Annotated in this window: 27 protein-coding genes; 17 read left to right on the top strand and 10 right to left on the bottom strand. The window is 70.4% G+C overall.

The window, feature by feature from the left end; translation table 11 throughout:
• Position 1: 1 nt before the first annotated feature.
• Entirely contained in the window at positions 2-508 is a 507-nt protein-coding gene (locus RPQ07_RS20175) for a DinB family protein (protein ID WP_313945561.1), read from the bottom strand.
• A 368-nt stretch (positions 509-876) separates the two neighbouring features.
• Here RPQ07_RS20175 and RPQ07_RS37800 point away from each other — a divergent pair, with 368 nt between their 5' ends.
• The 4 genes from RPQ07_RS37800 to RPQ07_RS20190 all read left to right on the top strand — a co-directional run bounded on the left by RPQ07_RS37800 (position 877) and on the right by RPQ07_RS20190 (position 3040).
• Positions 877-1509 carry a DUF6188 family protein gene (locus RPQ07_RS37800; RefSeq protein ID WP_413777756.1) on the top strand — a complete coding sequence of 211 codons (633 nt, stop codon included), beginning with the start codon at positions 877-879 and terminating at the stop codon, positions 1507-1509.
• A gap of 27 nt (positions 1510-1536) precedes the next feature.
• Positions 1537-1971 carry a helix-turn-helix transcriptional regulator gene (locus RPQ07_RS20180; RefSeq protein ID WP_313945562.1) on the top strand — a complete coding sequence of 145 codons (435 nt, stop codon included), beginning with the start codon at positions 1537-1539 and terminating at the stop codon, positions 1969-1971.
• Between the two features lie 25 nt (positions 1972-1996).
• A complete protein-coding gene (locus tag RPQ07_RS20185) occupies positions 1997-2587 on the top strand; it encodes a hypothetical protein (protein ID WP_313945563.1) in 591 nt (196 codons plus the stop codon).
• A 117-nt stretch (positions 2588-2704) separates the two neighbouring features.
• Positions 2705-3040 carry a DUF2516 family protein gene (locus RPQ07_RS20190; RefSeq protein ID WP_313945564.1) on the top strand — a complete coding sequence of 112 codons (336 nt, stop codon included), beginning with the start codon at positions 2705-2707 and terminating at the stop codon, positions 3038-3040.
• 45 nt (positions 3041-3085) lie between these two features.
• Here RPQ07_RS20190 and RPQ07_RS20195 read toward each other — a convergent pair whose 3' ends face one another.
• From RPQ07_RS20195 to RPQ07_RS20205, 3 genes are all read right to left on the bottom strand, one after another.
• Positions 3086-4408, bottom strand: a complete 1323-nt coding sequence (locus RPQ07_RS20195; RefSeq protein WP_313945565.1) for a PP2C family protein-serine/threonine phosphatase — start codon at positions 4406-4408, stop codon at positions 3086-3088.
• A 269-nt stretch (positions 4409-4677) separates the two neighbouring features.
• Positions 4678-5748, bottom strand: coding sequence for an NlpC/P60 family protein (locus RPQ07_RS20200; RefSeq protein ID WP_313945566.1), 1071 nt, complete (start codon positions 5746-5748; stop codon positions 4678-4680).
• Positions 5749-5925: 177 nt separating this feature from the next.
• Entirely contained in the window at positions 5926-6708 is a 783-nt protein-coding gene (locus RPQ07_RS20205) for a class I SAM-dependent methyltransferase (protein ID WP_313945567.1), read from the bottom strand.
• Positions 6709-6858: 150 nt separating this feature from the next.
• On the opposite strand from RPQ07_RS20205, the gene mshA reads away from it, so the two are divergent.
• The 4 genes from mshA (at position 6859) to RPQ07_RS20225 (ending at position 13061) form a co-directional block, all read left to right on the top strand.
• Entirely contained in the window at positions 6859-8199 is a 1341-nt protein-coding gene (gene mshA, locus RPQ07_RS20210; protein ID WP_313945568.1) for a D-inositol-3-phosphate glycosyltransferase, read from the top strand.
• Positions 8192-8686: a YbjN domain-containing protein gene (locus tag RPQ07_RS20215; protein ID WP_313945569.1), complete on the top strand. Its 495-nt coding sequence runs from the start codon at positions 8192-8194 to the stop codon at positions 8684-8686. Before mshA ends, RPQ07_RS20215 begins: the two co-directional genes overlap by 8 nt.
• 939 nt (positions 8687-9625) lie before the next feature.
• On the top strand, positions 9626-11383 hold the full coding sequence (locus RPQ07_RS20220) for a glycosyl hydrolase family 28-related protein (RefSeq protein WP_313945570.1): 1758 nt from the start codon (positions 9626-9628) through the stop codon (positions 11381-11383).
• Positions 11384-11447: 64 nt separating this feature from the next.
• Entirely contained in the window at positions 11448-13061 is a 1614-nt protein-coding gene (locus RPQ07_RS20225) for an MFS transporter (protein WP_313945571.1), read from the top strand.
• 46 nt (positions 13062-13107) lie between these two features.
• Here the strand turns inward: RPQ07_RS20225 and RPQ07_RS20230 are convergent, their stop codons facing one another.
• Positions 13108-14439 (bottom strand): MFS transporter, encoded by a 1332-nt coding sequence (locus RPQ07_RS20230; RefSeq protein ID WP_313945572.1) that lies wholly within the window; start codon positions 14437-14439, stop codon positions 13108-13110.
• A 153-nt stretch (positions 14440-14592) separates the two neighbouring features.
• Here RPQ07_RS20230 and RPQ07_RS20235 point away from each other — a divergent pair, with 153 nt between their 5' ends.
• The 3 genes from RPQ07_RS20235 to RPQ07_RS20245 all read left to right on the top strand — a co-directional run bounded on the left by RPQ07_RS20235 (position 14593) and on the right by RPQ07_RS20245 (position 16886).
• A complete protein-coding gene (locus tag RPQ07_RS20235) occupies positions 14593-15354 on the top strand; it encodes a phosphoglyceromutase (RefSeq protein ID WP_313945573.1) in 762 nt (253 codons plus the stop codon).
• Positions 15355-15500: 146 nt separating this feature from the next.
• Positions 15501-16079, top strand: a complete 579-nt coding sequence (locus RPQ07_RS20240) for a dihydrofolate reductase family protein (protein ID WP_313945574.1) — start codon at positions 15501-15503, stop codon at positions 16077-16079.
• Positions 16080-16310: 231 nt separating this feature from the next.
• Positions 16311-16886: a hypothetical protein gene (locus RPQ07_RS20245; RefSeq protein ID WP_313945575.1), complete on the top strand. Its 576-nt coding sequence runs from the start codon at positions 16311-16313 to the stop codon at positions 16884-16886.
• A 34-nt stretch (positions 16887-16920) separates the two neighbouring features.
• Here RPQ07_RS20245 and RPQ07_RS20250 read toward each other — a convergent pair whose 3' ends face one another.
• Positions 16921-17379 (bottom strand): PaaI family thioesterase, encoded by a 459-nt coding sequence (locus RPQ07_RS20250; protein WP_313945576.1) that lies wholly within the window; start codon positions 17377-17379, stop codon positions 16921-16923.
• Between the two features lie 106 nt (positions 17380-17485).
• Positions 17486-18028, bottom strand: a complete 543-nt coding sequence (locus RPQ07_RS20255) for an HAD domain-containing protein (RefSeq protein WP_313945577.1) — start codon at positions 18026-18028, stop codon at positions 17486-17488.
• A 120-nt stretch (positions 18029-18148) separates the two neighbouring features.
• Between RPQ07_RS20255 and RPQ07_RS20260 the strand changes: the two genes are divergently transcribed.
• Complete coding sequence (locus RPQ07_RS20260; protein ID WP_313945578.1) at positions 18149-19318, top strand: amidase domain-containing protein; 1170 nt, start codon at positions 18149-18151, stop codon at positions 19316-19318.
• A gap of 124 nt (positions 19319-19442) precedes the next feature.
• Here RPQ07_RS20260 and RPQ07_RS20265 read toward each other — a convergent pair whose 3' ends face one another.
• Both RPQ07_RS20265 and phoU read right to left on the bottom strand, forming a co-directional pair.
• Positions 19443-19601: a hypothetical protein gene (locus tag RPQ07_RS20265; protein WP_313945579.1), complete on the bottom strand. Its 159-nt coding sequence runs from the start codon at positions 19599-19601 to the stop codon at positions 19443-19445.
• 104 nt (positions 19602-19705) lie between these two features.
• Positions 19706-20383: a phosphate signaling complex protein PhoU gene (phoU, locus tag RPQ07_RS20270; protein WP_313945580.1), complete on the bottom strand. Its 678-nt coding sequence runs from the start codon at positions 20381-20383 to the stop codon at positions 19706-19708.
• A 208-nt stretch (positions 20384-20591) separates the two neighbouring features.
• Between phoU and RPQ07_RS20275 the strand changes: the two genes are divergently transcribed.
• Together RPQ07_RS20275 and RPQ07_RS20280 are read left to right on the top strand one after the other, a co-directional pair.
• Positions 20592-21884 carry a sensor histidine kinase gene (locus RPQ07_RS20275; RefSeq protein WP_313945581.1) on the top strand — a complete coding sequence of 431 codons (1293 nt, stop codon included), beginning with the start codon at positions 20592-20594 and terminating at the stop codon, positions 21882-21884.
• Entirely contained in the window at positions 21881-22561 is a 681-nt protein-coding gene (locus RPQ07_RS20280) for a response regulator transcription factor (RefSeq protein WP_142217884.1), read from the top strand. Before RPQ07_RS20275 ends, RPQ07_RS20280 begins: the two co-directional genes overlap by 4 nt.
• Before the next feature lie 98 nt (positions 22562-22659).
• Here the strand turns inward: RPQ07_RS20280 and RPQ07_RS20285 are convergent, their stop codons facing one another.
• Positions 22660-23415 carry a DUF461 domain-containing protein gene (locus tag RPQ07_RS20285; RefSeq protein WP_313945582.1) on the bottom strand — a complete coding sequence of 252 codons (756 nt, stop codon included), beginning with the start codon at positions 23413-23415 and terminating at the stop codon, positions 22660-22662.
• Between the two features lie 615 nt (positions 23416-24030).
• On the opposite strand from RPQ07_RS20285, the gene RPQ07_RS20290 reads away from it, so the two are divergent.
• From RPQ07_RS20290 to ispF, 3 genes are all read left to right on the top strand, one after another.
• On the top strand, positions 24031-24513 hold the full coding sequence (locus RPQ07_RS20290; RefSeq protein WP_003953493.1) for a CarD family transcriptional regulator: 483 nt from the start codon (positions 24031-24033) through the stop codon (positions 24511-24513).
• Between the two features lie 283 nt (positions 24514-24796).
• On the top strand, positions 24797-25543 hold the full coding sequence (gene ispD, locus RPQ07_RS20295; protein ID WP_313945583.1) for a 2-C-methyl-D-erythritol 4-phosphate cytidylyltransferase: 747 nt from the start codon (positions 24797-24799) through the stop codon (positions 25541-25543).
• Positions 25530-26048, top strand: coding sequence for a 2-C-methyl-D-erythritol 2,4-cyclodiphosphate synthase (ispF, locus tag RPQ07_RS20300; protein WP_313945584.1), 519 nt, complete (start codon positions 25530-25532; stop codon positions 26046-26048). Before ispD ends, ispF begins: the two co-directional genes overlap by 14 nt.
• The last annotated feature ends 123 nt before the right edge of the window (positions 26049-26171 follow it).

A 26171-nucleotide genomic window follows, 5' to 3' on the forward strand; every position in this document is an offset into this window, starting at 1 on the left:
GTCAGGCGCCGACTGTTCCGTCGATTCCCTCGCGGAGGAAGTCGGCGTGGCCGTTGTGCCGCGCGTACTCGTGGATCAGATGCAGCATCACCAGCCGCAGTGAGACGTCCTCGCCCCACCGTGCCTGGTAGCCGGTCACGTCGAGGGACTCGGCCTCCTTCTCGATCCGGCGCGCGTGGTCGATCTCGGTCCGCCAGGCCGCGAACGCCTCCGCGCCGGTGGACCCGTTCGCGTCGTACGCCACCTGGTAGTCGCCCTCGTCCGACCAGACGAGCGGAATGTCCTCACCGTTGATCACCCGGCGGAACCAGGTGCGCTCCACCTCCGCCATGTGCCGCACCAGCCCGAGCAGGGTGAGGGCCGACGGCGGCATCGACCGGCGGCGCAGCTCGTCGTCGGTGAGTCCCTCGGTCTTCATGGCGAGGGTCGCCCGGTGGTAGTCGAGGTAGGCGCGCAGCGTCTCGCGCTCGTCCCCCCGCATGGGCGGGTCGATGCGGTCGTCGGTCACGGTGGGTCCTTTCGGGGAATCGGTGCCGAGGGCACCGACCCGGCGGCGTGAACCGGACCATGGTGGCAGGGCGGGTGACGGAGGGCACGGGGTTATCGGGGCGGGAGGCGTGGGTAGCGGACCCAACCATCCCGTGACTGGACGAACACCGGCGGATCGGCCTGACCGAGGTCCCGCAGCCGCACTGACGCGTGCCGAGCTGCGCCCTTGCGAGCTGTTCGTACACGACGAGTTCGGTGGAGTGCTCGTCTTCCGCAGCGCGAACCAGGGATGCGCTTTCCGGGGAGAGTCGCCTGCTCAGCAGAGGGTGCTGCCGAGGAGGAGCAAAATCCCTTGGCAACTGCGACGGAGTGGACCATGGTGCGGTGATGAGCACTGAAGTGGAACCGGTCGAGCATGAGGACCGGTGGGTCCTGAACCTCCGAGGCCTGAGTGTCGCCAGGATCAGCATCGACTCTCGGCTGACGCTCACCCTCGATGCGGGGTGGGAAGTCGTACTGGAAGCACCGGCTCGGCTCTCGGCAGGCTCACTCCACACCAGTCCTGGCCTGCCTTTGACACCGGAGTCTCAGGACGTGGCTGAGGCTCTTCCACTGTTCGGGGCGAAGACCCTGTCCGCGGTTGCGTTCAAGTGCGGCCTCCTGCGGATGGTGTTCGACGGCGGCACGCATCTGACGTGTTCGGCCGACACGTCGTTCGAAGCCTGGCAGATCACAGGACCACGAGGATGGCGGTTCGTCTCGTTGCCCGGCGGAGAGCTGCCGTCTGGTCCCGCTCTGGAACGGGTGAGAATCCACAAGGTCGGACTGCGAAGCACTGAGAATCTGCCACCTCCGTTTCGACGGGACAACAGGCTGGCCGGCTTCGCTGGGACTCCGCGAGGTCGATTGCCAGAACCACTGGGACTCGCCACATCTCATGAGAGCGGACACCGGGTAGGCGTCCCTCAGGGCCGTACGGGTGTTGCGTGGAACACTATTGCAAGCAGTTGCTTGCAATAGTTAGCGCGACTGTGCACCATCGGAAGCATGGCATCACTCAACGTCGGCAGTCTCGGTGAGTACCTGCGGGAGCAGCGGCGCACGGCGCAGCTCTCCCTGCGGCAGCTCGCCGATGCCGCCGGGGTGTCCAATCCGTATCTGAGCCAGATCGAGCGCGGGCTGCGCAAGCCGAGCGCGGAGGTGCTGCAGCAGGTCGCCAAGGCCCTGCGGATCTCCGCCGAGACGCTGTACGTGCGGGCCGGGATTCTCGATGAGCGGGATCGGGATGAGCTGGAGACGCGTGCCGTCATCCTGGCCGACCCCTCGATCAACGAGCGCCAGAAGGCCGTACTGCTCCAGATCTACGAGTCCTTCCGCAAGGAGAACGGATTCGAGACCGAGGACGGCGCGGTCACGGAGGACACCGACGTTGAAGGGCCCCGCACGGCCGACGGCAGTGTTGCCGACCCACCCTCACACTGATCTGCGTTCCGGGAGGACCACAGTCATGGCCATCACCGATGACCTGCGCAAGACCCTCACCGACCCGACCCCCCTCTACTTCGCGGCCGGCACGGCCGACCTCGCCGTCCAGCAGGCGAAGAAGGTCCCCGCGCTGCTCGAGCAGCTCCGCGCCGAGGCGCCGAGCCGCATCGAGGCCGTGCGCAACACCGACCCCAAGGCTGTCCAGGAGAAGGTCTCCGTCCAGGCCAAGGAGGCCCAGGCGACCGTCCAGGCCAAGGTCACCGAGGTGCTCGGCACCTTCGACGCCGACCTGAAGAAGCTGGGCGAGAGCGCCCAGGACCTGGCCCTGCGCAGCGTCGGCGTCGCCGCCGAGTACGCCGTCAAGGCCCGCGAGGCGTACGAGAAGGTCGCCGAGCACGGCGAGCAGACCGTGAAGACCTGGCGTGGCGAGGCGGCCGAGGAGATCAACGAGATCGCCATCGCCGTCGAGCCGGACCCGGAGCCGAAGGCCGCGAAGCCGGCCGGGGCGAAGTCCACCCCGGTCGCCGCGGCCGTTCCGCCGGCCCAGGCCGCCAAGAAGACCGGCCCGCGCAAGCCCGCGCCGAAGAAGACGGCCACGCCGCCGGCCAAGTAGCCCAGCGCCGGCAACGGCGTACGGAGAAAACGGGCCGGGCACCATTGAGGTGTCCGGCCCGTTCTCCCGATAGCTTTGGCGGCGAGGCGCTCCTAACGACTCACGAGGCGGTACTCCATGTTGCGCGCGGGATTCGACTTCACACTCTGGCTGGTGCTGGACCTGGTCTTCCTGGTCACCTCGGTGACCGCTCTGATCATGGCTGCGCTGGCCCGCAAGGACGCCTACACCGCCGCCGACAAGCAGACGAAGAACTTCTGGCTGATCATCCTGGGCATCACGGTCGCGGTGAACCTGTTCGTGTCCGTGCTGTTCCTGTCGATCGCCGGACTGATCGCCAGCATCGTCTTCTTCGTCGACGTGCGCCCCGCGCTCGCGCAGGTGTCCGGGGGCGGCCGAAGGGGCGGCTCCAGCAGCGACGGCCCGTACGGCCCGTACAACGGCGGCAGGTAGCGCGCGGGGCAGCCGAAGCCCCGTCGCAGCCCGCCGCGCGACGGCTCAGGCCGTCTGCCGGTCCCTGCTCAGGAGCAGGACCGCCACATCGTCCGTGAGGTCGCCGCCGTTCAGGTCGCGCACCTCCGACACCGCCGACTCCAGCAGCGCCTCGCCCTCGAGCCCCTCGCCCAGCTGCCGGTTGATCATGTCGAGCATGCCCTCCTGGCCGAGGCGCTGTTTCTCGCCCGGCCCGGCACGGCCCTCGATCAGCCCGTCCGTGTACATCATCAGGCTCCACGCGCCGCCCAGCTCCACCTGGCGGCGCGGCCAGCGGGCGCGCGGCAGCAGACCGAGCGCCGGGCCGCCGTTCTCGTACGGCAGCAGCTGCGCGGCCTTGCCCTTGCGGGCGATCAGCGGGGACGGATGGCCCGCAAGGCACAGTCCGGCCCGACGGCCGTCGGGGGCGATGTCGACCGTGCACAGCGTCGCGAAGATCTCGTCGCTCTCCCGCTCGTGCTCCAGCACCTGCTGCATCGTCGAGAGCAGCTCGTCCCCGCACAGACCCGCGAAGGTCAGCGCACGCCAGGCGATGCGCAGCTCCACACCGAGGGCCGCCTCGTCCGGGCCGTGCCCGCAGACGTCGCCGATCATCGCGTGGACCGTGCCGTCCGGGGTGCGGACGGTGTCGTAGAAGTCACCGCCGAGCAGGGCCCGGGAACGGCCGGGGCGGTAGCGGGCGGCGAACCGCAGGTTCGAGCCCTCCAGCAGGGGAGTGGGCAGCAGACCGCGCTCCAGCCGGGCGTTCTCCTGCGCGCGCAGCCGGGACTCGGCGAGCTTCATCTGGGCGGTGTCGGCGCGCTTGCGCTCCACCGCGTACCGCACGGCCCGGCTGAGCAGCCGGGCGTCGAGCTCGTCGCGGAAGAGATGGTCCTGGGCACCCAGCTGCACCGCCTCGGCCGCACGCTGGGCGTCGCCCGACGTCGTCAGGGCGAGGACCGCGTGGCGCGGCGCGAGCCGCAGGACGTGCTTCAGCGGCGAGAGCGGCTCGTCGCCGGTGCCGGGCAGGGCGAGGTCGACCAGGATGCAGTGGACGTCGTCGGTGAGCAGGCGTGCGGCCTCGGTGAGGTTGCGCGCGCTGCGGACCTTGACGCGGGCGCCGGCCGTGTCGGGCAGCTCGGGTACGGAGAAGGAGCCCGCAGGGTCGTCCTCGATCACCAGGAGCGTGAGGTCGCCGCCGCTGACGCCGCTGCCGCCACCGGGTACGCCTGTGGAGCCGCCGAGGCCGCCGTCGGCGCGGCGGCCGACGACTCCGGCGCCGCCGGCGGCGCCGCCGTGCGCGGTCTCCGCGACGGGGACGTTCCTCTGTCGCGGTACGGGTACGGGCATTGACTCGGTTTCCTTCCCTCCCCCCGAGGGCGCGGCAGGACGACGATCGACGTCCCGCCCGACGGGGACCATAGCGGTAGCCCCGGCCGTAGCGGAATGGCGAAGGACATAGAGCCGGTGGCATATGCCGCGCATGGGGAGGTAGTTGACGCCGGGGCCATGACGAACATCACGCCCTGGGCATGATCGACGGGCCTGTTGGCCCCATGGGCCCGGTGGTGGCGCAGGTCACGTGCTCACGTGCCGGGGCGTAACGCGGCCGCGAGTGCTCACTTGTCGGGGCGTACGACTCCGAGAATCTTCATCGAACCCGCCCCCGCGAGGGTCACATTCCGCCCGGGGCGCGGGGCGTGCACGATCGCGCCGTCGCCGATGTACATCCCGACATGGCTGGCGTCGGCGTGGTAGATGATCAGATCGCCGGGCCGCATGTCCTTGATGTCGATCCGCGGCAGCAGCCGCCACTGCTCCTGCGAGGTGCGCGGGATGCCCCGGCCGGCCGCCGACCAAGCTTGCGAGGTGAGTCCCGAGCAGTCGAACGAACCCGGGCCCTCGGCGCCCCAGACGTACGGCTTGCCGATCTGGGCGGTGGCGAACCGCACCGCCTTCTTGCCCTGTTGGGTCGCCGCGCCGCCGATTCCCTTGAGCACGCCCGAACTCAGCCAGGTGGTCTGCGCTTTGTACTCCGCCTGCCGTTCCAGCTCGAGAAGGCGCGCGCGCTCCTCCTTCTCCAGCAGGTCCTCTATCTTCTTGGCCGCCGCGATCTTGCCGTCGATCTTCTTCTTGGCGGCGGCCTGCTTGACGCGGTGCGCCTCCAGCGTCTTCCAGTGGGCGCTGGCGTCCTTCGAGTACGCGGCCAAATCGGCCTGTGCCCGGGTCAGTTCGCCGAGGAGGTCCTTGGTCGCCTTCTGGCTCTGCCGGATCCGGCCCATGCCGTCGAGGAAGAGGCCCGGGTCGTCCGTGAGGACCAACTGCGCCTCGGCCGGCAGCCCGCCGCCCTGGTACTGCGCGCGGGCGGCCGCGCCGGCGCGGTTCTTCAGGTCGTCGACGCGCGCCTGGACCTTGACGGTCTCCTGGGCCAGCCTGACGATCTCGGCCGACTGCTTCTCGGCCTTCTCCTCGGCGAGTTTGTACGCGTCCGCAGCGGACGCCGCCTGCCGGTAGAGGGTGTCGAGTTCGAGGCGGACCTGCTCGAGGGTCTTCTTCGGCACGGCCGGCGCGCCGGCGGAGGGCGGCGGTTCGGGCGCGGCGGTGGCGGCGAAAGCCTGTCCTGATGACGCCAGCACGGTCAGAGCGCAGACCAGAGTGATCGCGGCAGTGGCACAGTGGCGTCGGTTCACGACTTCCCCTCCGTAACCCGGGCGTAGGCCAGGAAACCTGATTTACCGTCAGTAACTTGGTGCGTGATGTCGCGATGGTGCCACGGCCTCCGTCAAAGCGACAGAGCCATTCGGGAGATCACACCCACTTCACAGGGACGAACGATCAGGTGCGCGCGTTCCCCGCGGGCGCAGGTTTCACCCGGAATTGGGTGCCAGTGCCGCCCAGTTCACCGTGACTTCCCCCTGCCGCCACCGCCGCCGGTCCTGTGACAGCGGCCAGTCGGACGCCAGTTCACCCACCGCCCTGGCCCAGCGCTGCCGCGCGCCGAGCGAGGCGTAGGGAGCGGCGGCCGCCCAGGCGCGGTCGAAGTCGCGCAGGAAGGCGTGGACCGGCTCGCCCGGCACATTGCGGTGGATCAGGGCCTTGGGGAGGCGCTCCGCCAGGTCCGAGGGGCGCTCCAAGGAGGCCAGCCGGGCCGCGAAGGTGACCGTCCGCGGCCCTTCGGGGCCGAGCGCCACCCACACGTGCCGCCGTCCGATCTCGTCGCAGGTGCCCTCGACGAGCAGACCGCCGGGCGCGAGGCGCGCGCACAGCCGGGCCCAGACGGCGGCGACCTCGCCCTCGTCGTACTGGCGCAGCACGTTCGCCGCGCGGATCAGCGCGGGTGGCCGGTCCGCCGGCACCTCGAAGCCGCCGTGCCGGAACGTGAGCCCCGCGCGTTCGTACGGCTTCGCCGCCGCGACCCGCGCCGGATCGATCTCGATGCCGACGACCTCGCAGCGGGGATCGGCCGTACGCAGCCGCTGGAGCAGTTCGACGGCGGTCCAGGGGGCGGCGCCGTATCCGAGGTCGACGGCGACCGGCCGCTCGCTGCGGCGCAGAGCGGCGCCGTGGGTGGCCGCGATCCAGCGGTCCATCCGGCGCAGCCGGTTGGGGTTGGTCGTCCCGCGGGTCGCGGTGCCGACGGGACGGGTCATGCCAGCGAGGGTATACGCGCCGAGGTGACGGTAATGATTTGGCAAAGCAGGGGGAGGCGGGAAATGGAAGAGAAGAGTCCGCTGTTGTAGCTGGCTGGCAGGGCCCCGTGCCCGCTGTTTGACGTGCCCGGATCGAGGAGGACAACCGACGTGAGCCAGTACGTCTCCCGCCTCGGCAGCAGCCTGGTGACGCCGCGCATCCGATTCCCCGGCGGCCAGCGCAAGCCGCGCCGGATCGCGATGCTCAGCGTCCACACCTCACCGCTGCACCAGCCCGGGACGGGCGACGCGGGCGGTATGAACGTCTACATCGTGGAGCTCGCCAAGCGGCTCGCCGCGATCAACATCGAGGTCGAGATCTTCACCCGGGCCACCACCGGCGGACTGGCGCCCCGCGTCGAACTCGCCCCCGGTGTGCTCGTACGCCACGTCGACGCCGGCCCCTACGAAGGGCTCGCCAAGGAGGAGCTGCCCGGCCAGCTCTGTGCCTTCACCCACGGCGTGATGCAGGCGTGGGCGCGTCACCGGCCCGGCTACTACGACCTCGTGCACTCCCACTACTGGCTCTCCGGCCACGTCGGCTGGCTCGCCGCCGAACGCTGGGGCGTCCCCCTGGTGCACGCCATGCACACCATGGCCAAGGTCAAGAACGCGGCGCTGGCCGACGGCGACACACCCGAGCCCGCCTCCCGCGTCATCGGCGAGACCCAGATCGTCGACGCGGCGGACCGTCTGATCGCGAACACCGCGGAGGAGGCGGACGAACTCGTCCGGTTCTACGACGCGGACCCGGCGAAGGTCGCGGTCGTCCACCCCGGCGTGAACCTGGACCGCTTCCGTCCGCTGGACGGCCGCGGCCCCGCGCGCGCCCGCCTCGGGGTGCCGCAGGGCGCTTTCGTGCCCCTGTTTGCGGGCCGCATCCAGCCCCTGAAGGCCCCCGACATCCTGCTGCGCGCGGTGGCACTGCTTCTGGACCGCGAGCCCTCGCTGCGCTCGAAGGTCTACGTCCCCATCGTCGGCGGCCCCTCGGGCAGCGGCCTGGCCAAGCCCGAAGGCCTCCAGAAACTGGCCGCGCGCCTCGGCATCGCGGACGTCGTCCACTTCCACCCGCCCGTCGGCCAGGACACCCTCGCGGACTGGTTCCGGGCCGCGTCCACCCTGGTCATGCCCTCCTACAGCGAGTCCTTCGGCCTCGTCGCCATCGAGGCGCAGGCCACCGGCACGCCGGTGATCGCGGCGGAGGTCGGCGGCCTTCCGGTCGCCGTACGCGACGAGATCACCGGCCTCCTGATCCCCGGCCACGACCCCGCCGACTACGCGCAGGCGCTGCACCGCCTGCTGGCGGACAAGGACCTCGCGGGACGCATGGGCGCGGCGGCGGCCCGCCACGCGGAGTCCTTCGGCTGGGACACCGCGGCATCGGCGACGGCCGACGTCTACACGGCGGCGATGTACGAACACCGCCGGCGGGTACGCTCGCACCATGGCTGACCTACGGCAGGCCGCGGAGATCATCGAGAAGACCCTGGGCGACGCGGACCTCGCGTGGGAGAACCCGGCACCCGGCACGTACGTGGTCCAACTCCCCGGCACCCGCAAGCTGTCGACGACCTGCTCCCTGCGGGTCGGCAAGCACGCCCTGTCGGTGAACGCGTTCGTGATCCGCCACCCCGACGAGAACGACGCGGCGGTCCACCGCTGGCTGCTCGAACGGAATCTGAAGCTGTACGGGGTGAGCTACGCGATCGACACCCTCGGCGACATCTACCTGACGGGCACGCTCCCGCTCTCCGTGATCACCCCGGAGGAACTGGACCGCCTCCTGGGCTCGGTCCTGGAGGCGTCGGACGGCGCGTTCAACACGCTGCTGGAGCTGGGCTTCGCGAGCGCGATCCGCAAGGAGTACGCGTGGAGGGTGTCGCGGGGGGAGTCGACGCGCAACCTGGACGCGTTCACGAACCTGACCGGCAAGGGGTAGTTCCCCGCGCGACGGGGGTGCGGTCCAAAGGGTTTTGGGGCCGGCGCCCACGCCCCGCTCAGCGCGCCAGCTTCGCGCCGCGAGTGCCGGCCGACACCTGTCCGGTACGGGTCCGGCAGCTTCGCGCCCCCGCCCATTCACTGCCCCGAACCGGCTCGGGTCGCGCGTGCCCGCACGGCAACGGGGTGCGTCTCGCGCCCGACGTCGGACAAGGACCCGGGCCGCATGCACCTGCGGGATTCAGCGGGGCTGCGCCCCACACCCCCTAGCGGCAGCTTCGCGCCGCATCCCATCAGCTGCCCATACCGGTCCGGGTTCGCTTCCGGGTGCACGCCAGGGGGTCGCGTGCTCGACCGCATGCAGGGGGCGTGCAGGGTCGTCCCCGCAGGGGATCGGCGGTAAAACCTGGGTGCTCGATGCAAGGGACCTGTTGGCCGCCGACCCCGAGGAGTCGAGCCCGGAGGGCTCCCGGACCCGACGCGGGACAAGGACCCGAGGCTCAAGCGGCCGCCGCCTGCGGCAGCTTCGTGCCGCATCTCATCAGCTGCCCATACCGGTCCGGGTTCGCTTCCGGGTGTACGCCAGGGGGTCGCGTGCTCGACCGCATGCAGGGGGCGTGCAGGGTCGTCCCCGCAGGGGATCGGCGGTAGAACCTGGGTGTTCGATGCAAGGGACCTGTGCGCCGCCGACCCCGAGGAGTCGAGCCCGGAGGGCCCCCGGACCCGACGCGGGACAAGGACCCGACGCCCCCGGGCTGCCCCCGCACCCGACGCCGCACAGGACCCGAGGCTCAAGAACCCGGGCCCGCCTCAAGCGCCCGCACAGCACCAGCCCCCGACCAACACCCCCCGCACACCCCCTTCCGCACCCCGCACCCCCATGGCATGCTCACCGCCAACACCCACATGAACGTGGTTCACATCCGTGGAAGGCGAGCTCATGGAGACCGGTCAGCGCCCCATCAGCAGACGCACTCTGCTCGGCAGTGCCACCGCCGTCGCAGCAGCCTGTGCCACCAGCGGCACCCTCCTCGGCGGCACCGCCCACGCCGCCGCCCCCCACCTCCACCCCCAGCCGGCCGCCGCCCCCTCCTCCCTCTGGCGCGAGTACCGCCGCGACCCCTTCGACCACCCCCAGATCCCCTACATCGGCCGCGCCGGCCGCCACCGCGGTGACCACCACGCGCCCAAGCAGGACGCGCCCAAGCAGGACGCGCCCAAGCAGGACGCGCCCGAGCAGGACGCACCCACCCGCACCGTCGACGTCCTCGACTTCGGCGCCGAGCCCGACGGCTCCGCCGACGCCGCCCCCGCCATCAACCGCGCCCTCGCCGCCGTCGGCAAGCGCGGCGGCGGCACCGTCCGCATACCCCCCGGCACCTACCGCATCGACGACGTCATCCGCATCGGCCACAGCAACGTCGTCCTCAAGGGCGCCGGCAGCACCCGCACCAAGCTGCTCGCCACCAAGAACCTCACCGAGCTCATCGGCCCGTACGGCAGTCGCTACGGCGGCGACAAGTCCTCCTGGTCCTGGGCGGGCGGGCTCATCTGGCTCTGCCCGAGCGGGCGTTGGGACAGCCTCGTCGATGCGATCAAGGCCAAGAACTGGCCCTTCGAGGGCTGGACCGGCAACCAGCGCGACGAGTGGCGCACCCTCGCCACCGTCCGCGCCGCCAAGCGCGGCGACTGGACCGTGACCGTCCCCGACACCCGCAAACTGCGCCGCGGCCAGCTCGTCCTGCTGCGCATCGCGGACGACGCCCAGCACACGCTGCTGGAGCACATGGCCGGCGACGGCCCCGGCCCCGAGGCGTACTTCTGGGACGACAAGACCAAGCTGACCAGCTACGTCCCGTACGAGTGGCCGGTCCGCATCACCTCGGTCAAGCGGAACAGGGTCACGTTCGAGCGCCCTCTGCCGCTCGACCTGCGCCCGGAGTGGGACCCCCGGCTCGTCACACCGGTCACGCCGCTCACCGACTCGGGCGTCGAGGGGCTCACCCTGGAGGCGGTGGAGACCCCGCAGTCCCCGCATCTGCTCGACAAGGGCTACAACGGCGTCACCTTCCAGTGCGCGTACGACTGCTGGGTCGACGACATCACGGTCCGTCACGCGGACAACGGGTTCGGCCTGGTCGCCGCGTCCGCCTGCACACTGCGCCGTACCCGGGTCGAGGGCCGCGGCTCCCACCACCCGTACTTCTGCCGCGAGGGCTCGCACGACAACCTCGTCGAGGACTTCACCATCGCCCCGCGCACGGTCCCGGCCCCGGCCGGCACCCAGTTGCACGGCATCAACGTCGAAGGGCTCTCCAGCTACAACGTCTGGTCGCGCGGCCGGATGGACATGGGCACCTTCGACACCCACCGCGGGATGCCGTTCGCCAACGTCCGCACCGAGATCACGGTGAACAACGACGGCCGGCACGGCGGCGACGCCAGCGCGGGCCCGCTCTACGGCGCCCGGTTCACCCACTGGAACGTCACCGTCACCAACGAACGCGCCGGCCTGATCAAGATCGACCAAATCGCCCCGTACAGCGCGACCGTCGCCATCTCCACGGTCCGCGAGTTCGACCAGACGGACGTACCCGACTTCACCGGAGAACTGCACTCCCGGCTGGAGGCGTACGGCGCCCCGGGTGGCGTGCAGCCGCGCAATCTGCATCAGGCGCAGCGCGCTCTGCACTCGTAGCCGCCCCTGTTCCCTCCCTCTCCCCGGGCGTGCGGGACACCCCGGGGAGGGGGAGAATCCCACCATGAGCGACAAAACGGGGAGTTCTGCGCCCGGGACGGCCGCTTCCGGAGCCGCCGGGCCCAATCAGACCGTTGCCCTCGCCGCGATGCTGTTCGCGGTGTCGATGACGTTCATCGACCAGACCATCGTGGCCATCGCCGCCCCGAGCATCGTGGACGAACTCGACCTCTCCACCTCGGGCGTGCAATGGGTCGTCAACGCCTATCTGCTGTCCCTGGCCGCGTTCTTCGCCCTCGGTGGCCGGCTCGCCGACATCCTCGGCCACCGCCGGATGATGGTGATCGGCACCCTGATCTTCGTCATCTCCTCCGTGCTCTGCGGCTGCGTCCCCGACGACAGCTTCGCCCAGAGCTGGCTCATCGTCTTCCGGGCCACCCAAGGCCTGGGCGCCGCCCTGATGTTCCCCGCCGCGCTCGCCGTCGTCGTCGCGGTCTTCCCGGTGGAGAAGCGCGGCCGCGCCCTCGCGCTGTTCTTCGGTCTGTCCGGTGCGCTGACCGCGCTCGGCCCGCTCCTCGGTGGCTGGCTCACCGACTGGACGTGGCGCGCGATCTTCTGGGTCAACGTGCCCGTCGCGATCATCGCCCTCGTCCTCACGGCGTACGCCCGTATCCCCAACCAGAAGCGACCCGAACGCCTCGACGTGCCCGGCGCCGTCCTCGTCGCCGCCGGCATGGGGCTGAGCGTGCTCGGCCTTCAGCAGGCGTCCGCGTGGGGCTGGGGCAGCGTCGCCACCTGGGCCTGCATCATCGGCGGCATCGCCGTGCTGGTCGTGTTCTGCGCCTACGAACTCCGCGTCGAGGAACCGCTCATCAAGCTCCAGGTCTTCCGCGACAAGGCGTTCAGCGTCGACTCGGCCGTCCTCTTCTTCGCGATGCTCGCCTTCGTCCCGGTGTTCTTCTTCGCCTCGGTGTACGCGCAGGTCTCGCTGAGCGCCTCGCCGAACCAGGCCGCGCTGTTCCTTCTCTACTTCTTCATCGGCTTCGGCATCGCGTCCCAGTGGGGCGGCCGCATCCTCGACAAACGCGGCGCGCGGCCCGCGATGAAACTGGGCACCGCGCTCGGCGCCGTCGGATTCTGGCTGTGGGCGGGCGAACTGACGAACCTTTCGATGCACGACCAGTGGTTGTACGCAGCGCTCGCCGGCGCGGGCATCGGCTTTCTGCTCGCTCCCGCCTCGACGGACGCCGTCAACCGGTCGATCAACGCCTCGTACGGCGAGGTCACCGGCATCACCCAGACCGTGCGCAACTTCGCGGCGGCGGTGGGCATGGCGGTCTTCGGCACGATCCTCACCCATGTCACCACCGACAAGGTCATGGAGACGCTCCAGGCCAAGGGCGTACCGGACGGCCCCGCACGGGACGCGGCCCGCAATGTCGCCGAGGCGGTCACCGGCAACCCGGACGCGAAGACACCGACCGGCGACGGGCCGATCGCGACGGCCATGCGCGACTCGATGAACGCCATCCGGATGGACTTCGCCGAGGCCAACCAGTACGTGTTCTACGGCATGGCCATCGCGCTCGCCATCGCGTTCGTGTGCTCGCTGCTGCACCCGGGCACGCGGGTGACGGAGGAGACGGACACGGCGTCGCGGGTGCAGGCGGACCGCTGACGCGCCGAGGTGTCGGTGCGCGCGGCCCGCGATCGGCGGCCCGCGGTCAGGCTCCGGCCCTCTCCGCCGCGCCGGTGTCCGTCAGGGTGATGGGCGTGACCGGTGTGACGGGGGCGACCGGCGGGACCTGTGCGTCCGGTGCGGGCACCTCCGCCCCGGCCGGTTCCTCCTCCGGGAGGCTGCGCATCAGCAGCCAGTACCCGAGCCCGGCCACCGTCCCCAGCACCGCGCACATGCCCCACAGCAGCCCGGCGCCGTAGTGGTCGATGACGAATCCGGCCAGCAGCGGGGCGATCAGCGCGGCGACCGACCACGACATCGTGTACATGCCCTGGTAGCGGCCCCGGCCGTGCAGCGGGGAGAGCCGGACGACCAGCCCGGTCTGCGTGGGGGCGTTGACGATCTCGGCCAGCGTCCACACGCACACGGTCAGCGCGTAGACGGCGATGGACCCGGCGAAGGCGGTGAGCCCGAAGCCGTACCCCGCGAGCAGCGAGGAGATGATCAGCAGACGGCGCGGGTCGCGGTGCTCGATGTACCGGGTGACCGGGATCTGCATGACCACGATCAGCACACCGTTGATCGCGATGGCCGTGCCGAAGTCGGAGGCGGAGAAGCCGTCGGCGCCCATCGCGAGCGGCAGGCCCATGTAGCCCTGCATGAAGACCAGCGAGACGAGGAACGACAGCCCGACGACACCCATGAACCGGCCGTCGCGCAGCACGGTCCCGAGCCCGATCCGCGGCTCCGCGGCGCCTGTGGCGGACTCCTCCTGCGACCGCTCGGGCCGCGACTCCGGCAGCTTCACGAAGACGACGACGGCGCAGACGAGGGTCATGACGGCCTCGCCGAGGAAGCCCGCGAGGTAGCTGTACTCGGCGATGAATCCGGCGGCGACGGAGGAGACGGCGAAGCCGAGGTTGATGGCCCAGTAGTTGAGCGAGAACGCCCGCACACGGTCCTGCGGCCGGACGATGTCGGCCATCATCGCCTGCACGGCCGGACGGGAGGCGTTCGACGCCATGCCGACCACGAAGGCGACGGCCGCGATCGCCACCGGGTGCTGGACGAATCCGAGCACGGCCACGGACACGGCCGTCGAGCTCTGCGCGATCAGCAGGGTGGGCCGGCGCCCCAGCCGGTCGGCCATCACACCGCCGCCGAGGGAGGAGATGACACCACCGAGGCCGTGCAGAGCGACGACGAGCCCGGCGTACGAGGCCGAGTAGCCCTCCTCCAGCGTCAGGTACAAGGCCATGAAGGTGGCGACGAACGCCCCGAGCCGGTTCACCAGCGTGCTCGTCCACAGCCACCAGAACGCCGGGGGGAGCCCCGAGACGCTTTCGCGTACGGCTCTGCGCAGTGCGGCTGTGGACATGTGTCTCCCCCGGGGCCTCGGCAGGCGTGTAAGTGGCTTGGCTGGTATGCGCACGTTACTTAGCGCGGGGTCCCGGCCGCCAGTCAATTGACGTCTGCCGTCAACCGTGGACGCGAGCGGTCCGCCCGGAGGGCGTCCATTAGGCTCGGACACATGGCCGAAGCACCGTACAAGCTGATCCTCCTCCGCCACGGCGAGAGCGAATGGAACGCGAAGAACCTGTTCACCGGCTGGGTGGACGTCAATCTCACCGAGAAGGGCGAGAAGGAGGCGGTCCGCGGCGGTGAGCTGCTCAAGGACGCCGGCCTGCTGCCCGACGTACTGCACACGTCGCTGCAGAAGCGCGCGATCCGCACCGCCCAGCTGGCGTTGGACTCCGCCGACCGCCTGTGGATCCCGGTCCGCCGCTCGTGGCGGCTGAACGAGCGTCACTACGGTGCGCTTCAGGGCAAGGACAAGGCGCAGACCCTCGCGGAGTTCGGCGAGGAGCAGTTCATGCTGTGGCGCCGCTCCTACGACACCCCGCCGCCGCCGCTCGAGGACGGCACGGAGTTCTCCCAGAGCGACGACGCGCGCTACGCCACGATCCCGCCGGAGCTGCGCCCGCGCACCGAGTGCCTCAAGGACGTCGTGGTCCGCATGCTGCCGTACTGGTACGACGGCATCGTCCCGGACCTGCTGACCGGCCGCACGGTCCTGGTCGCCGCGCACGGCAACTCGCTGCGCGCGCTGGTCAAGCACCTCGACGGCGTCTCGGACGAGGACATCGCGGGCCTCAACATCCCGACGGGCATCCCGCTGGTGTACGAGCTCGACGCCGACTTCAAGCCCCTCAACCCGGGCGGCACCTACCTCGACCCGGACGCTGCGGCGGCGGCGATCGAGGCGGTCAAGAATCAGGGCAAGAAGAAGTAGCTCTGCACGATCACGCCCCCGAGCTGCGCCGATGGCGCGGATCGGGGGCGTTTTCGCGGCGCGCGGCCATGGATGGGCGATGAGTCCCGTCGCGGTCGCCAGTCTGTATCTCCAGGACGCGACCGACCGCACACCGGGAGAGCACCATGACCGCCATCTACACGTTCGACGTCTTCTCCAGCCTCGACGGCTTCGGTGCCGCCGGCGGCGACTGGACCGGCTACTGGGGCAAGCAGGGCCCTGAGCTCCTCGACCACCGCCTCTCCCTGTACGGGGAGGAGCAGAGGATGGTCTTCGGGGCCAATACCTACCGGCTGTTCGCGCAGATGCTGGCCGAGAGCACCGAGGAGTCCGAGGTGCGCGACCCCTGGGTCACGCGGATGAGGAGCCTGCCGGCGACGGTGGTGTCGAACACGCTGGACGGCCCCCTCGACTGGCCGGAGGCGAAGGTCGTGAGCGGCGACGCCGTCGACGTCGTCGCCCGGCTCAAGGAGGAGTCCGACGTACCGCTGCGCTCGCACGGCAGCCTCTCGATGAACCGGGCCCTGATGGCCGCCGGTCTGGTCGACCGGGTCCAGGTGACGCTCTACCCGGTGATCACCGGCCGGACCGGGCTGGACCCGATCTTCCAGGGGGCGGCCGACTTCGACCTGGAACTGATCGGGCAGCGGACGCTCGACGGCCACATCCAGGAACTCGTCTACCGGCCCACGCTGCACGGCTGAGCCCAGGAAGCCCCTGGTCACGAACGCCCCGGCACGGCTACCGTCGGCGTCCTCACTCGCACGGTCCTTGGGGGGACGTTCATGTACGGTCGCGCGCGCCGGCCCATTCCGATACTCGGCACGGTGATCGCCGGGGTACTGATGGCCGGGTGTTCCGCGGCACCGGCTGCGCCACCGAAGCCGGTGAAAAAGCCGAGGGCGACCGCGTCGGCGAAGGCCGCCGTAGCGCCTTTGACGCGGGCACAACTGCGGGCGCTGACCTTGAAGGAGGGCGAGGTCGCGGGGGCGCACGAGGCCGGGAATCCGGTGCTGGATCCCCAGCCGAAGGAGGAACAGCGCTCGTTCCCGCCGGTGTCCGACGCCGCGTGCCAGGCCGTGCTCGACATTCGTGGAGGCGAGCGTGCGTCCGCAGTCGTCTCTCAGGAATTCAACTGGAAGGGAGACATCTGGGGCGGTGGCTCGACGCTTGCCGCCTACGAGGACGGGAAGGCCCAGCAGGCCTTCGCCCGGCTCAAGCAGGCGCTCGGCACCTGCCGTTCGTACGAGGGCACTGCCTGGATGGGAAAGTTCAAGACCACGCTGACGGTGGTACAGCCCCTGATCGTCGGTGACGAATCGGTGCGATTCCTGGAGACCATCCCCATGGGCCCCGAGCATCCCGGGGATCGCAACGAGCAGTTCACCGTGGTGCGGGCCGGGAACACCATCGTGACGTTCAGAAAGCTGAACCTCGGCGGCAGCGCGTCCTTCCCCTCCGATCTGATCCACCGGCAGGTCGAGCGGTTGCGGGAGGCGCAGCGCCCCTGAGCAGCCCCGCAACCCCACGGCTGGGCGCCGGGGTTCACCGTTCCGGCCGTGCCTCGACGCGGATCAGTGTCTGCTGGCCGGAGGCCACGAGCGACCGTTCGTCTCCCCGCACTCCGAACACCTCCAGTCGGCAGACGGTGAGCGTGCGTCCGGACTTCAGAACCGTGCCGATCGCCTCGATGTGGTCACCCAGCGCGGGCGCCAGCAGGTTGATCTTGTACTCGACGGAGAGCACCGACGAGTCCTCGGGAAAGAGGGTGAACGCCGCGTAGCCGCCCGCGCTGTCGGCGATGGCGCTGGTGGCTCCCGCGTGGAAGTAGCCGTTCTGCTGGGTGACCTCGGGCCGGTGGGGGAGGGTGATGTGGACGCGGCCCGGTGCGATGTGCGCGAGGCGGGCGCCGAGGTGGCCCATCAGGCCCTGGCTCTCGAAACTGGCCCGGATGCGCGCCTGCACCTCGGGGCTCGCCTCGTCCTGCTGCGCCTGGTCGTCCACGTGCCCTCCAGGGGCGGTCGTCGGTCCCGGTCCGGCGGGCCGAGGTGCGGGCCACGCCCAGGTGCACGGATGAACCGCCGAGTGGCGATCATCATGACACCCCTGGTCAGGGCCCGTCCGTACCCTGCGGCCCGTCCGGCACCGCCGTACCGAGCCACTCCGCGAGCACCCTGAAATCCTCGTCCGTCAGCCCCACGCTCGCGTCCACGCGGTGCAGCAGCGCCGCCGCTCGGTGCTCGGCCGCGACCCACAGGCGGTCCATCGCGCCGATCTCGTCGTCGACCCAGATGAACGGGCGGCCGCACGCCCACTCGACGACGGTGCGCGTCTTCCAGTGCAGGCCCCGTGGCCCCTCGGGAACGGCGTCCGGCCACCTCACCACCGGCAGGGGCGGCAGGCCGATCCGCGGAGCGACGACCTCGTTCGCGTCGTCCAGCCATGTCGTCGCCCACACCAACTCGCAGCCCAGCGCGGTCAGACGAGGCCCGACCGAGGGATCGAGGCGGCCCAGCAGCGGATTTCCCGGATCGGCGGGCGCACCGAAAACGGAAGCAGACGGTCCGGAAGAACGCTCCGGTGCCGGTCCGAAGGGGATGAGCGGGCCGTCGACATCGAGGAAGAGGAGGGGGCGTTCCACCGGGCCGGTCACGGGCGGAACACTAACCGCGCAACGATCCCGCCATCTCTCGGGCAACCCCCTTCACACCCCGCACAGCGGGCATGCGAAGATGCCCTGCCCCGGCAGGCGTCCGGGTGGGAGGGGAACTCAGTGAAATCAAGGAAATTGAGCCGTACGCGCCGCCGCGCGACCATATTGACGGCGGCGGTCGCCTCGGTTGTCGCCGGCGCGGCCATGCTGCCCAACTGGAGTGCCGGCGCGGCCAGTGCCGACAACGTGGCGGTGGACCCGCAGACCAGGGCCACCTTCCAGCGGCTGGCGGACGCGGTCTTCACCGACCGCACGGACGCCCTCGTGGACCGCAAGCAGAACCCGGGCAAGGCGCCGCTGACGTCCGGCTTCTCCGGTGACGTACGGCTGTCGGCGTCGCTGGAGAACAAGGAGGACTCCGCGCTCTCCTCGCTCCGCAGCCGCAAGTCCCGCCTCGCCACCCTCGGTGAGCGCTACACCTCGGCAAAGACCAGCGTCACCCTCGACAAGGCGCGCACCCGGGGACGTCACGCCACCGTCGAGGTCACCGAGACCACGACGCTGACGTACCAGAAGATCCGTGGCGACGAGCCGGGCACCACCGGTTTCCAGGCCCGCCACGAACTCACCTTCGCCGCCGACCGGCAGGGCAACTGGCAGCTGACCGGCATCCGCGACACCGATGACGGCTACATCGCGGTGAACCAGCCCGCCCAGCCGCGCACCGGGGTGACCGCGCGCGACGGCGGGATGCCCGTGGCCACGCGCGCCGCCATCACGCGGCCCGCGCCGGCCAAGCCGAAGGCCCTCAACTCCGGTACGTACAACTACAAGGCCATGGCCGCGTACGCGGAGAAGTACTGGACCAACTACAACACCGCCTACCCCAACTACCACTCGGCCGGCGGCGACTGCACGAACTTCGTCAGCCAGGCCCTGCGGGCCGGTGGATGGAAGGACGTCCCGGGGACGTCCACCGACTACACGAAGTGGTTCTCCAACACCACGCGCCAGTCGGACTCGTGGGTCGGCGTGAACGAGTTCTCGTGGTTCGCCCTGTCCTCCAAGCGGGTCACCAGCCTGGCGAACGTCTACCAGATGGATCTGGGTGACGTGATGCAGATGGACTTCGACAAGGACGGGTCCAAGGACCACACCATGGTCGTCTCGTACCGCAGCTCGAAGGGCGTGCCGTACCTGACGTACCACTCCAACAACACGTACCGCAGGTCGGTCGCGAGCATCATCGCCTCGTACCCGAACTCGGCGTACTACGCGTACCGCACCTGATCCGACGCACGACACGCCTCGGCGTACGGTCACGCACGCCGAGGCGCACAGGGACACAGGCGCAGGTGGACAGACAAGGGCCCCGTCCGGATGCGGACGGGGCCCTTGTTCGCTGTCGCCGCCGCTAGCCGCAGCAGCCTCCGCACTGGCACGGTGCCCCCGACTGGCAGCCGCAGCCGCAGCCCGAGCCGCAGCCGCAGGCACCGAGAACGGGCAGGAACGTCACGTCGGTCTGTCCGCCGGACGATTCCTGCTGAGGGTCGGTCGTGGGGGATTCGGCCATGGGGTCCCTCCTCAAGGGCGTACGAGATGTGCCGCCTCTGCCCATGTCATTCCCCCCGGGGCAGGCGCATCAACAGCGCGCGGAGGCACAATCGCCCCCGGCGACTACGCGCCGTCGACCTGCGTCGGCTGCTGAAGCTCGTCCGCGTGCTCGCCCGTGACCAGGTACACGACACGCTTGGCCACCGAAACCGCGTGGTCCGCGAAGCGCTCGTAGTAGCGGCCGAGCAGCGTCACGTCCACCGCCGTCTCGATGCCGTGCTTCCAGCGGTCGTCGATCAGGTGCTGGAACAGCGTGCGGTGCAGCAGGTCCATCTCGTCGTCGTCCGTCTCCAGCTGGAGCGCCAGGTCGACGTCCTTCGTGATGATGACCTCGGCCGCCTTCGCCATCAGGCGCTGCGCCAGCTGACCCATCTCCAGGATGGTCGCCTGAAGGTCCTGCGGCACCGCGGTCTCCGGGAAACGCAGCCGGGCCAGCTTGGCCACGTGCTGGGCCAGGTCGCCCGAGCGCTCCAGGTCGGCGCTCATCCGCAGGGAGGTCACCACGATCCGCAGATCCGTGGCGACGGGCTGCTGGCGCGCCAGCAGCGCGATCGCCCGCGCCTCCAGGTCGTGCTGCAGGTCGTCGACCTTCTGGTCGGCGGCGATCACACTCTCGGCAAGCTTCAGATCGGCGTCGAGCATCGCCGTCGTGGCGCGCCCGATCGCCGACCCGACCAGCCGGGCCATCTCGACCAGGCCCTCGCCGATCGAGTCCAGTTCCTCGTGGTACGCGTCCCGCATGGGATGTCCCTCTCTCAATCTGACCGGGGTCCGGAGTGGTACGGGGGTGTCTCGGACCCCCACGCTCCCACGTTCTGTCCGGAACGCGTCCGGCTCCACCCTCGGAAGTGAACCGGCCCCATCCCCTCGGTGAACTCTGAGCGACGAGTGTTCGAGGTGCCACCCGTTTGGCTGGGAGCATGCTCGTGACCACGCCTAACCTGGAGGCATGGACGTGAACGCGGCGGTTGCCGCAGCGGCAGCGATCGCCGGGTTGTGCACCGGCGTCATCGCCATGCTGGCGTTCCGCTGGAGCGAACGCGACCAGGCGAGACCCACCCGCACCTCTCTGCACACCGACGCCGCGCTGCCGCCCGGCGTCGACACGGTCCTTTCCGTACTCCGCTCCTCCGCGGTCGTCCTCGACGAGAGCGACGCCGTGGTCAAGGCCAGCTCCGCCGCGTACGCCCTCGGCCTGGTCCGCGGCGGCAAGCTCGCGGTCGAGCCGATGCTGCACATGGCACGCGACACCCGGCGCGACGGTGAGATACGGCAGGTCGAACTGGACCTGCCCCGCCGCGGCACCGGCCGCGGCGAAGCCCTCGCCGTCTCCGCCCGCGTCGCACCGCTCGGCTCCCGCCTCGTCCTCCTGCTGGTGGAGGACCTCACCGAGGCCCGCCGTATCGAAGCGGTACGACGCGACTTCGTCGCCAACGTCAGCCACGAGCTCAAGACCCCCGTCGGCGCTCTCTCCCTGCTCTCCGAGGCGGTCATGGACGCCTCCGACGACCCCGAGGCGGTCACCCGCTTCGCCGGCCGCATGCAGATCGAGGCGACCCGGCTCACCAACCTCGTACAGGAACTCATCGACCTCTCCCGGGTGCAGAACGACGACCCGCTGGAGGACGCCGAGCCCGTACGCGTGGACGAACTGGTCGCCGAGGCCATCGACCGCTCCCGGCACCCCGCGTCCACCAAACAGATCACCATGGCCGTCGGCGGGACCACCGCGCCCGGCGCCGAGGGAGCCACCTCCGACCTGCACATCTGGGGCAACCGGGGCCAGCTCGCCGCCGCGCTCGGCAATCTCGTCGAGAACGCCGTCAACTACTCCCCGGCCCGCACCCGCGTCGGCATCTCTGCCCGCCGCATCACCGCGTCCGGCGGCGACCTCATCGAGATCGCCGTCACCGACCAGGGCATCGGGATCTCCGAGAAGGACCGCGAAAGGGTCTTCGAACGCTTCTACCGCGTCGATCCCGCCCGGTCCCGGGCCACCGGAGGCACCGGCCTCGGACTGGCCATCGTCAAACACGTGGCCGCCTCGCACGGCGGGGAGGTCACCGTGTGGAGCTCCGAGGGACAAGGCTCCACGTTCACCCTGCGGCTACCGGAAGCGGGAGCCGTGCGGGACCGTTCATCCCCTGGCCCGGATCGCGTCGACGAGGACGACGACCGGCCCTTCGACAGCGAACCCTCTGACCAGAACACCGTGATCCCTGCCCCGGAGGTCCTTCCGTGACCCGAGTGCTCGTCGTCGAGGATGAGGAATCATTCAGCGACGCCCTGTCCTACATGCTCCGCAAAGAGGGCTTCGAGGTCGCCATCGCGACCACCGGCCCCGAGGGGCTCGACGAGTTCGAGCGCAACGGCGCCGACCTCGTCCTGCTCGACCTGATGCTGCCCGGACTGCCGGGCACCGAGGTGTGCCGTCAGCTGCGCGGCCGCTCCAACGTCCCGGTCATCATGGTGACCGCCAAGGACAGTGAGATCGACAAGGTCGTCGGCCTCGAAATAGGAGCCGACGACTACGTCACCAAGCCCTTCTCCTCGCGGGAGCTGGTCGCCCGTATCCGTGCGGTGCTGCGCCGCCGCGGCGAGCCGGAGGAGGTCACCCCGGCAGCGCTGGAGGCCGGCCCGGTCCGGATGGACGTGGACCGCCATGTCGTCACGGTCTCCGGCGGCAAGGTCGACCTCCCGCTGAAGGAGTTCGACCTGCTGGAGATGCTGTTGCGCAACGCGGGCCGTGTGCTGACCCGTATGCAGCTGATCGACCGGGTGTGGGGCGCGGACTACGTCGGCGACACCAAGACGCTGGACGTCCACGTCAAGCGTCTGCGCGCCAAGATCGAGCCGGACCCGGGTGCGCCGCGCTATCTGGTGACGGTCCGGGGCCTCGGCTACAAGTTCGAGCCGTAGGCCGGCCCGGCCGGAGGGATTCCCCTCCGAAGGGCCGTTCCGGGGCAGACATGAGGGCGCCCCGCCGGAGTCCCGGCGGGGCGCCCTCATGTCTGCTGTCAGTGCTCCGCGTCGCCCTCGGTCGAGGCGGAGGAGGAGTCCGAGGGGGTACCCGGCTCGCCCGACTCGCCGTTGCCCGGCTCGCCCGACGCTCCGGCCTCGCCCTCCGCCGGCTCCGAGGCGCCGTCCGACGGCTCGCTGCCGTGCTCGCCCTCCGGCGCGCCCGGGCTCTTCGACGGCTCGGCCGGCGGCGTCTGCACCGGCGGCTTCGGCAGGACGCTCGGGCCGAAGCCCTGGTAGTAGCCCGCGGCCGGGTGCACGAACGCCTCGAGCTTCACATCGCCGGTCTCGCTGAAGCGGACGACGACGTCCTGCACCCCGCCGATGTTCTTCGTCAGCTCACGGCCGTTCTCGAGCACCGCGGACGCGTTGCCCTTGCCGCCGACGATGATCGAGCCCAGAGCGGGGACGGTGACCGGGCCCGTGCCCTGGGCCGGGGACAGCTTCACGGTGCCGTTGACGCCCGGCAGCGTGACCGCGTCGATCGTCTGCGGCTCGGAGTCCTCGTTGAAGATCGTCGCGGAGAAGGTCGCGGGACCGTCGGTGTCGCTCTGCGGCTGGGTGATCACCACCGCGTTCTGGATCTTGATCGCGTCGACCGAGACCTCGGCGTTGTCGGGCCTGACACCGAGCGTCTGGGCGTTCTCGCCCGCGCTGCAGGCGCCGAGCGCGAGGACGGAGAACGCGACGGCGGTGACGGCGAGGGCGCCGCGTCGAAGGCGGGCGCCCCCGGACGGAGTTTGGGGGAGGCTCACGGCGGCGGCATCTCCTTGAACGTTCGGACTGGCTACGGACGGGCCCCCGGCGCCCGGAGGCCTCGGGGAAGGTCGAACCGGCGCAATACCGGCCGGGGCCGCGTCAGTTCGCCGACAGATTACCGAGCCACCGCTCCCGCCCCGCACCCGACCCGCCCCTTCACCCGCGACGCGCCGCCCCGGGTACCGGCACAGGCCCTGCCGGGCCACGCCCGATCATGTGCATTCGAACGCTGTTCACATATCCGAGATGATCAATTTCCCGGCCCGTCCGCATTCCCCGCGAATAGCTCCGGTGATCAATTCCGGATTCCCGGCCGCATCCCTCCGTACGGGTGACCGACCGCCGAACGGAGTACGGGAAGTTCACCACTGGAAACCCGGCAAATCGGGACGTTCATCCATGCGCGGGGGCTCTGCGCGGTGTGTGACGTGTGCGTTTCTGTCCGCCTGTGCAGCGGCTCCGACCTGCGAATACCTCGTTCCGCAGACCGCCCGCAGCACGTCCACGTTGCAGTTGTCAAGCCCCGAGATATGCCCTGACCTGCGAAAACGCCATTCAGAAGAAGCCGTATCCGTGTTACCCTGGATAGCCACGGAAGGGGTACCTGTCACATGACGTTCAAGGTTGGCGACACCGTGGTCTATCCCCATCACGGGGCCGCGCTGATCGAGGCCATCGAAACTCGCCAGATCAAAGGCGTGGACAAGACCTACTTGGTGCTCAAGGTCGCTCAGGGCGACCTGACGGTGCGCGTGCCGGCGGACAATGCGGAGTTCGTCGGGGTACGCGATGTGGTCGGGCAGGACGGGCTGGACCGGGTCTTCGAGGTGCTGCGCGCGCCGTACGCCGAAGAGCCGACGAACTGGTCCCGTCGCTACAAGGCAAATCTCGAGAAGCTCGCCTCCGGCGATGTCATCAAGGTCGCCGAAGTAGTGCGCGACCTGTGGCGTCGTGAGCGTGAGCGTGGTCTTTCCGCAGGTGAGAAGCGGATGCTCGCCAAGGCTCGCCAGATCCTGGTGAGCGAGCTCGCGCTTGCGGAGAACACCAACGAAGACAAGGCCGAGGCTCTGCTCGACGAGGTCCTCGCGTCCTGACGCAGCTGCGCCGGATGCAAAAGCTGCTATCCACATAGTGCCGCGGTGCCCGCTGACAAGCTGTGACTACAGTTCTGTCGCCGGGCGCTGCGGCATGTTCGTCTCGCGTTCACAGCGGTACCCCACCCTGTGGTGTGCCGGGCCCGGGCGGCTGGCGCAGACCGATGGTCACGGAAGGGTTCGGTCAAGGCGTCGCGCCCGGCACTCCCCCAACCTACGGTCGGGGGTACCCCCAGGCCATACCCATGTCGGCCGAGGAAACAAACCTGCCGGAGTGCAACCGATGTCTGACCAAACGCGTCCGTCCCGTACCGCAGCGGTGATCCCGGCCGCCGGCAAGGGCGTACGGCTCGGCCCCGGCGCTCCCAAGGCGCTCCGCACGCTGAGCGGCACACCCATGCTCGTCCACGCCGTACGGGCCATGGCCGCCTCCCGCGCCGTGTCCCTCGTCGTGGTCGTCGCTCCGCCCGACGACGTCGCCGGCGTGAAGAACGTCCTCGCCGAACACGCCATGTCCGACCGCACCGAGGTCCTCGTCGTCGCAGGCGGCGACACCCGCCAGGACTCCGTACGGCTCGGCCTCGACGCCCTGCCCGAGGACATCGGCATCGTCCTCGTCCACGACGCGGCGCGACCCCTCGTACCCGTCGACACCGTCGACGGCGTCATCGAAGCCGTACGCGACGGAGCGCAGGCCGTCGTGCCCGCCCTCCCGCTCGCCGACACCGTCAAGGAAGTCGAACCCGCCGAGAAGGGCGAACCCGAACCGGTCGTCGCCACCCCCGAGCGGGCCCGGCTGCGCGCCGTGCAGACCCCCCAGGGCTTCGACCGGGACACCCTCGTGCGCGCCCACCACATCGTCCGGCCGGACGGCGAGGGCGCCACCGACTGTGCCGGGATGGTCGAGCGGCTCGGCGGCCCGGTCGTCGTCGTCCCCGGACACGAAGAGGCCTTCAAGGTGACCCGCCCCCTGGACCTCGTCCTCGCCGAGGCCGTACTCGCCCGCAGGAGGGCCAATGACGGCTTCTAGCCACCCGCCCGTGCCGCAGATCGGCATCGGCACCGACGTCCACGCCTTCGAAGAGGGCCGCGAGCTGTGGTGCGCCGGCCTGCTGTGGGACGGCCCCGACGGCGGTCATGGCCTCGCCGGACACTCCGACGGCGACGTCGCCGCCCACGCCGCCTGCGACGCGCTCTTCTCCGCCGCCGGTGTCGGCGACCTCGGCGCCCACTTCGGCACCTCACGGCCCGAGTGGTCCGGCGCCTCGGGCGTCACCCTCCTCACCGAGGCGGCCCGGATCGTGCGCGCCGAAGGATTCGAGATCGGGAACGTCGCCATCCAGGTCATCGGCGTACGGCCCAAGATCGGCAAGCGCCGGGACGAGGCCCAGAAGGCGCTCGGAGCGGCGGTCGGCGCCCCGGTCTCCGTCTCCGGCACGACCACCGACGGCCTCGGGCTCACCGGCCGGGCCGAGGGCCTCGCCGCCATCGCCACGGCGCTGGTCTACCGGGCCCCGGCGCCCGCGTCGCCGTGAGCCTCACCACCCTCGGGCCCGCCCGCATCCCCGGACGTCGCCGGAACGGGTGAACGACCCGGCCGCGGCCCGCTCCGACACGACGTCGGACAGGGCCCCGGCAAGGCGTCGTACAACACGTCG

It is taken from the genome of Streptomyces sp. AM8-1-1 (genome assembly GCF_032229325.1).
In the GTDB taxonomy this organism is placed as follows: domain Bacteria; phylum Actinomycetota; class Actinomycetes; order Streptomycetales; family Streptomycetaceae; genus Streptomyces; species Streptomyces achmelvichensis.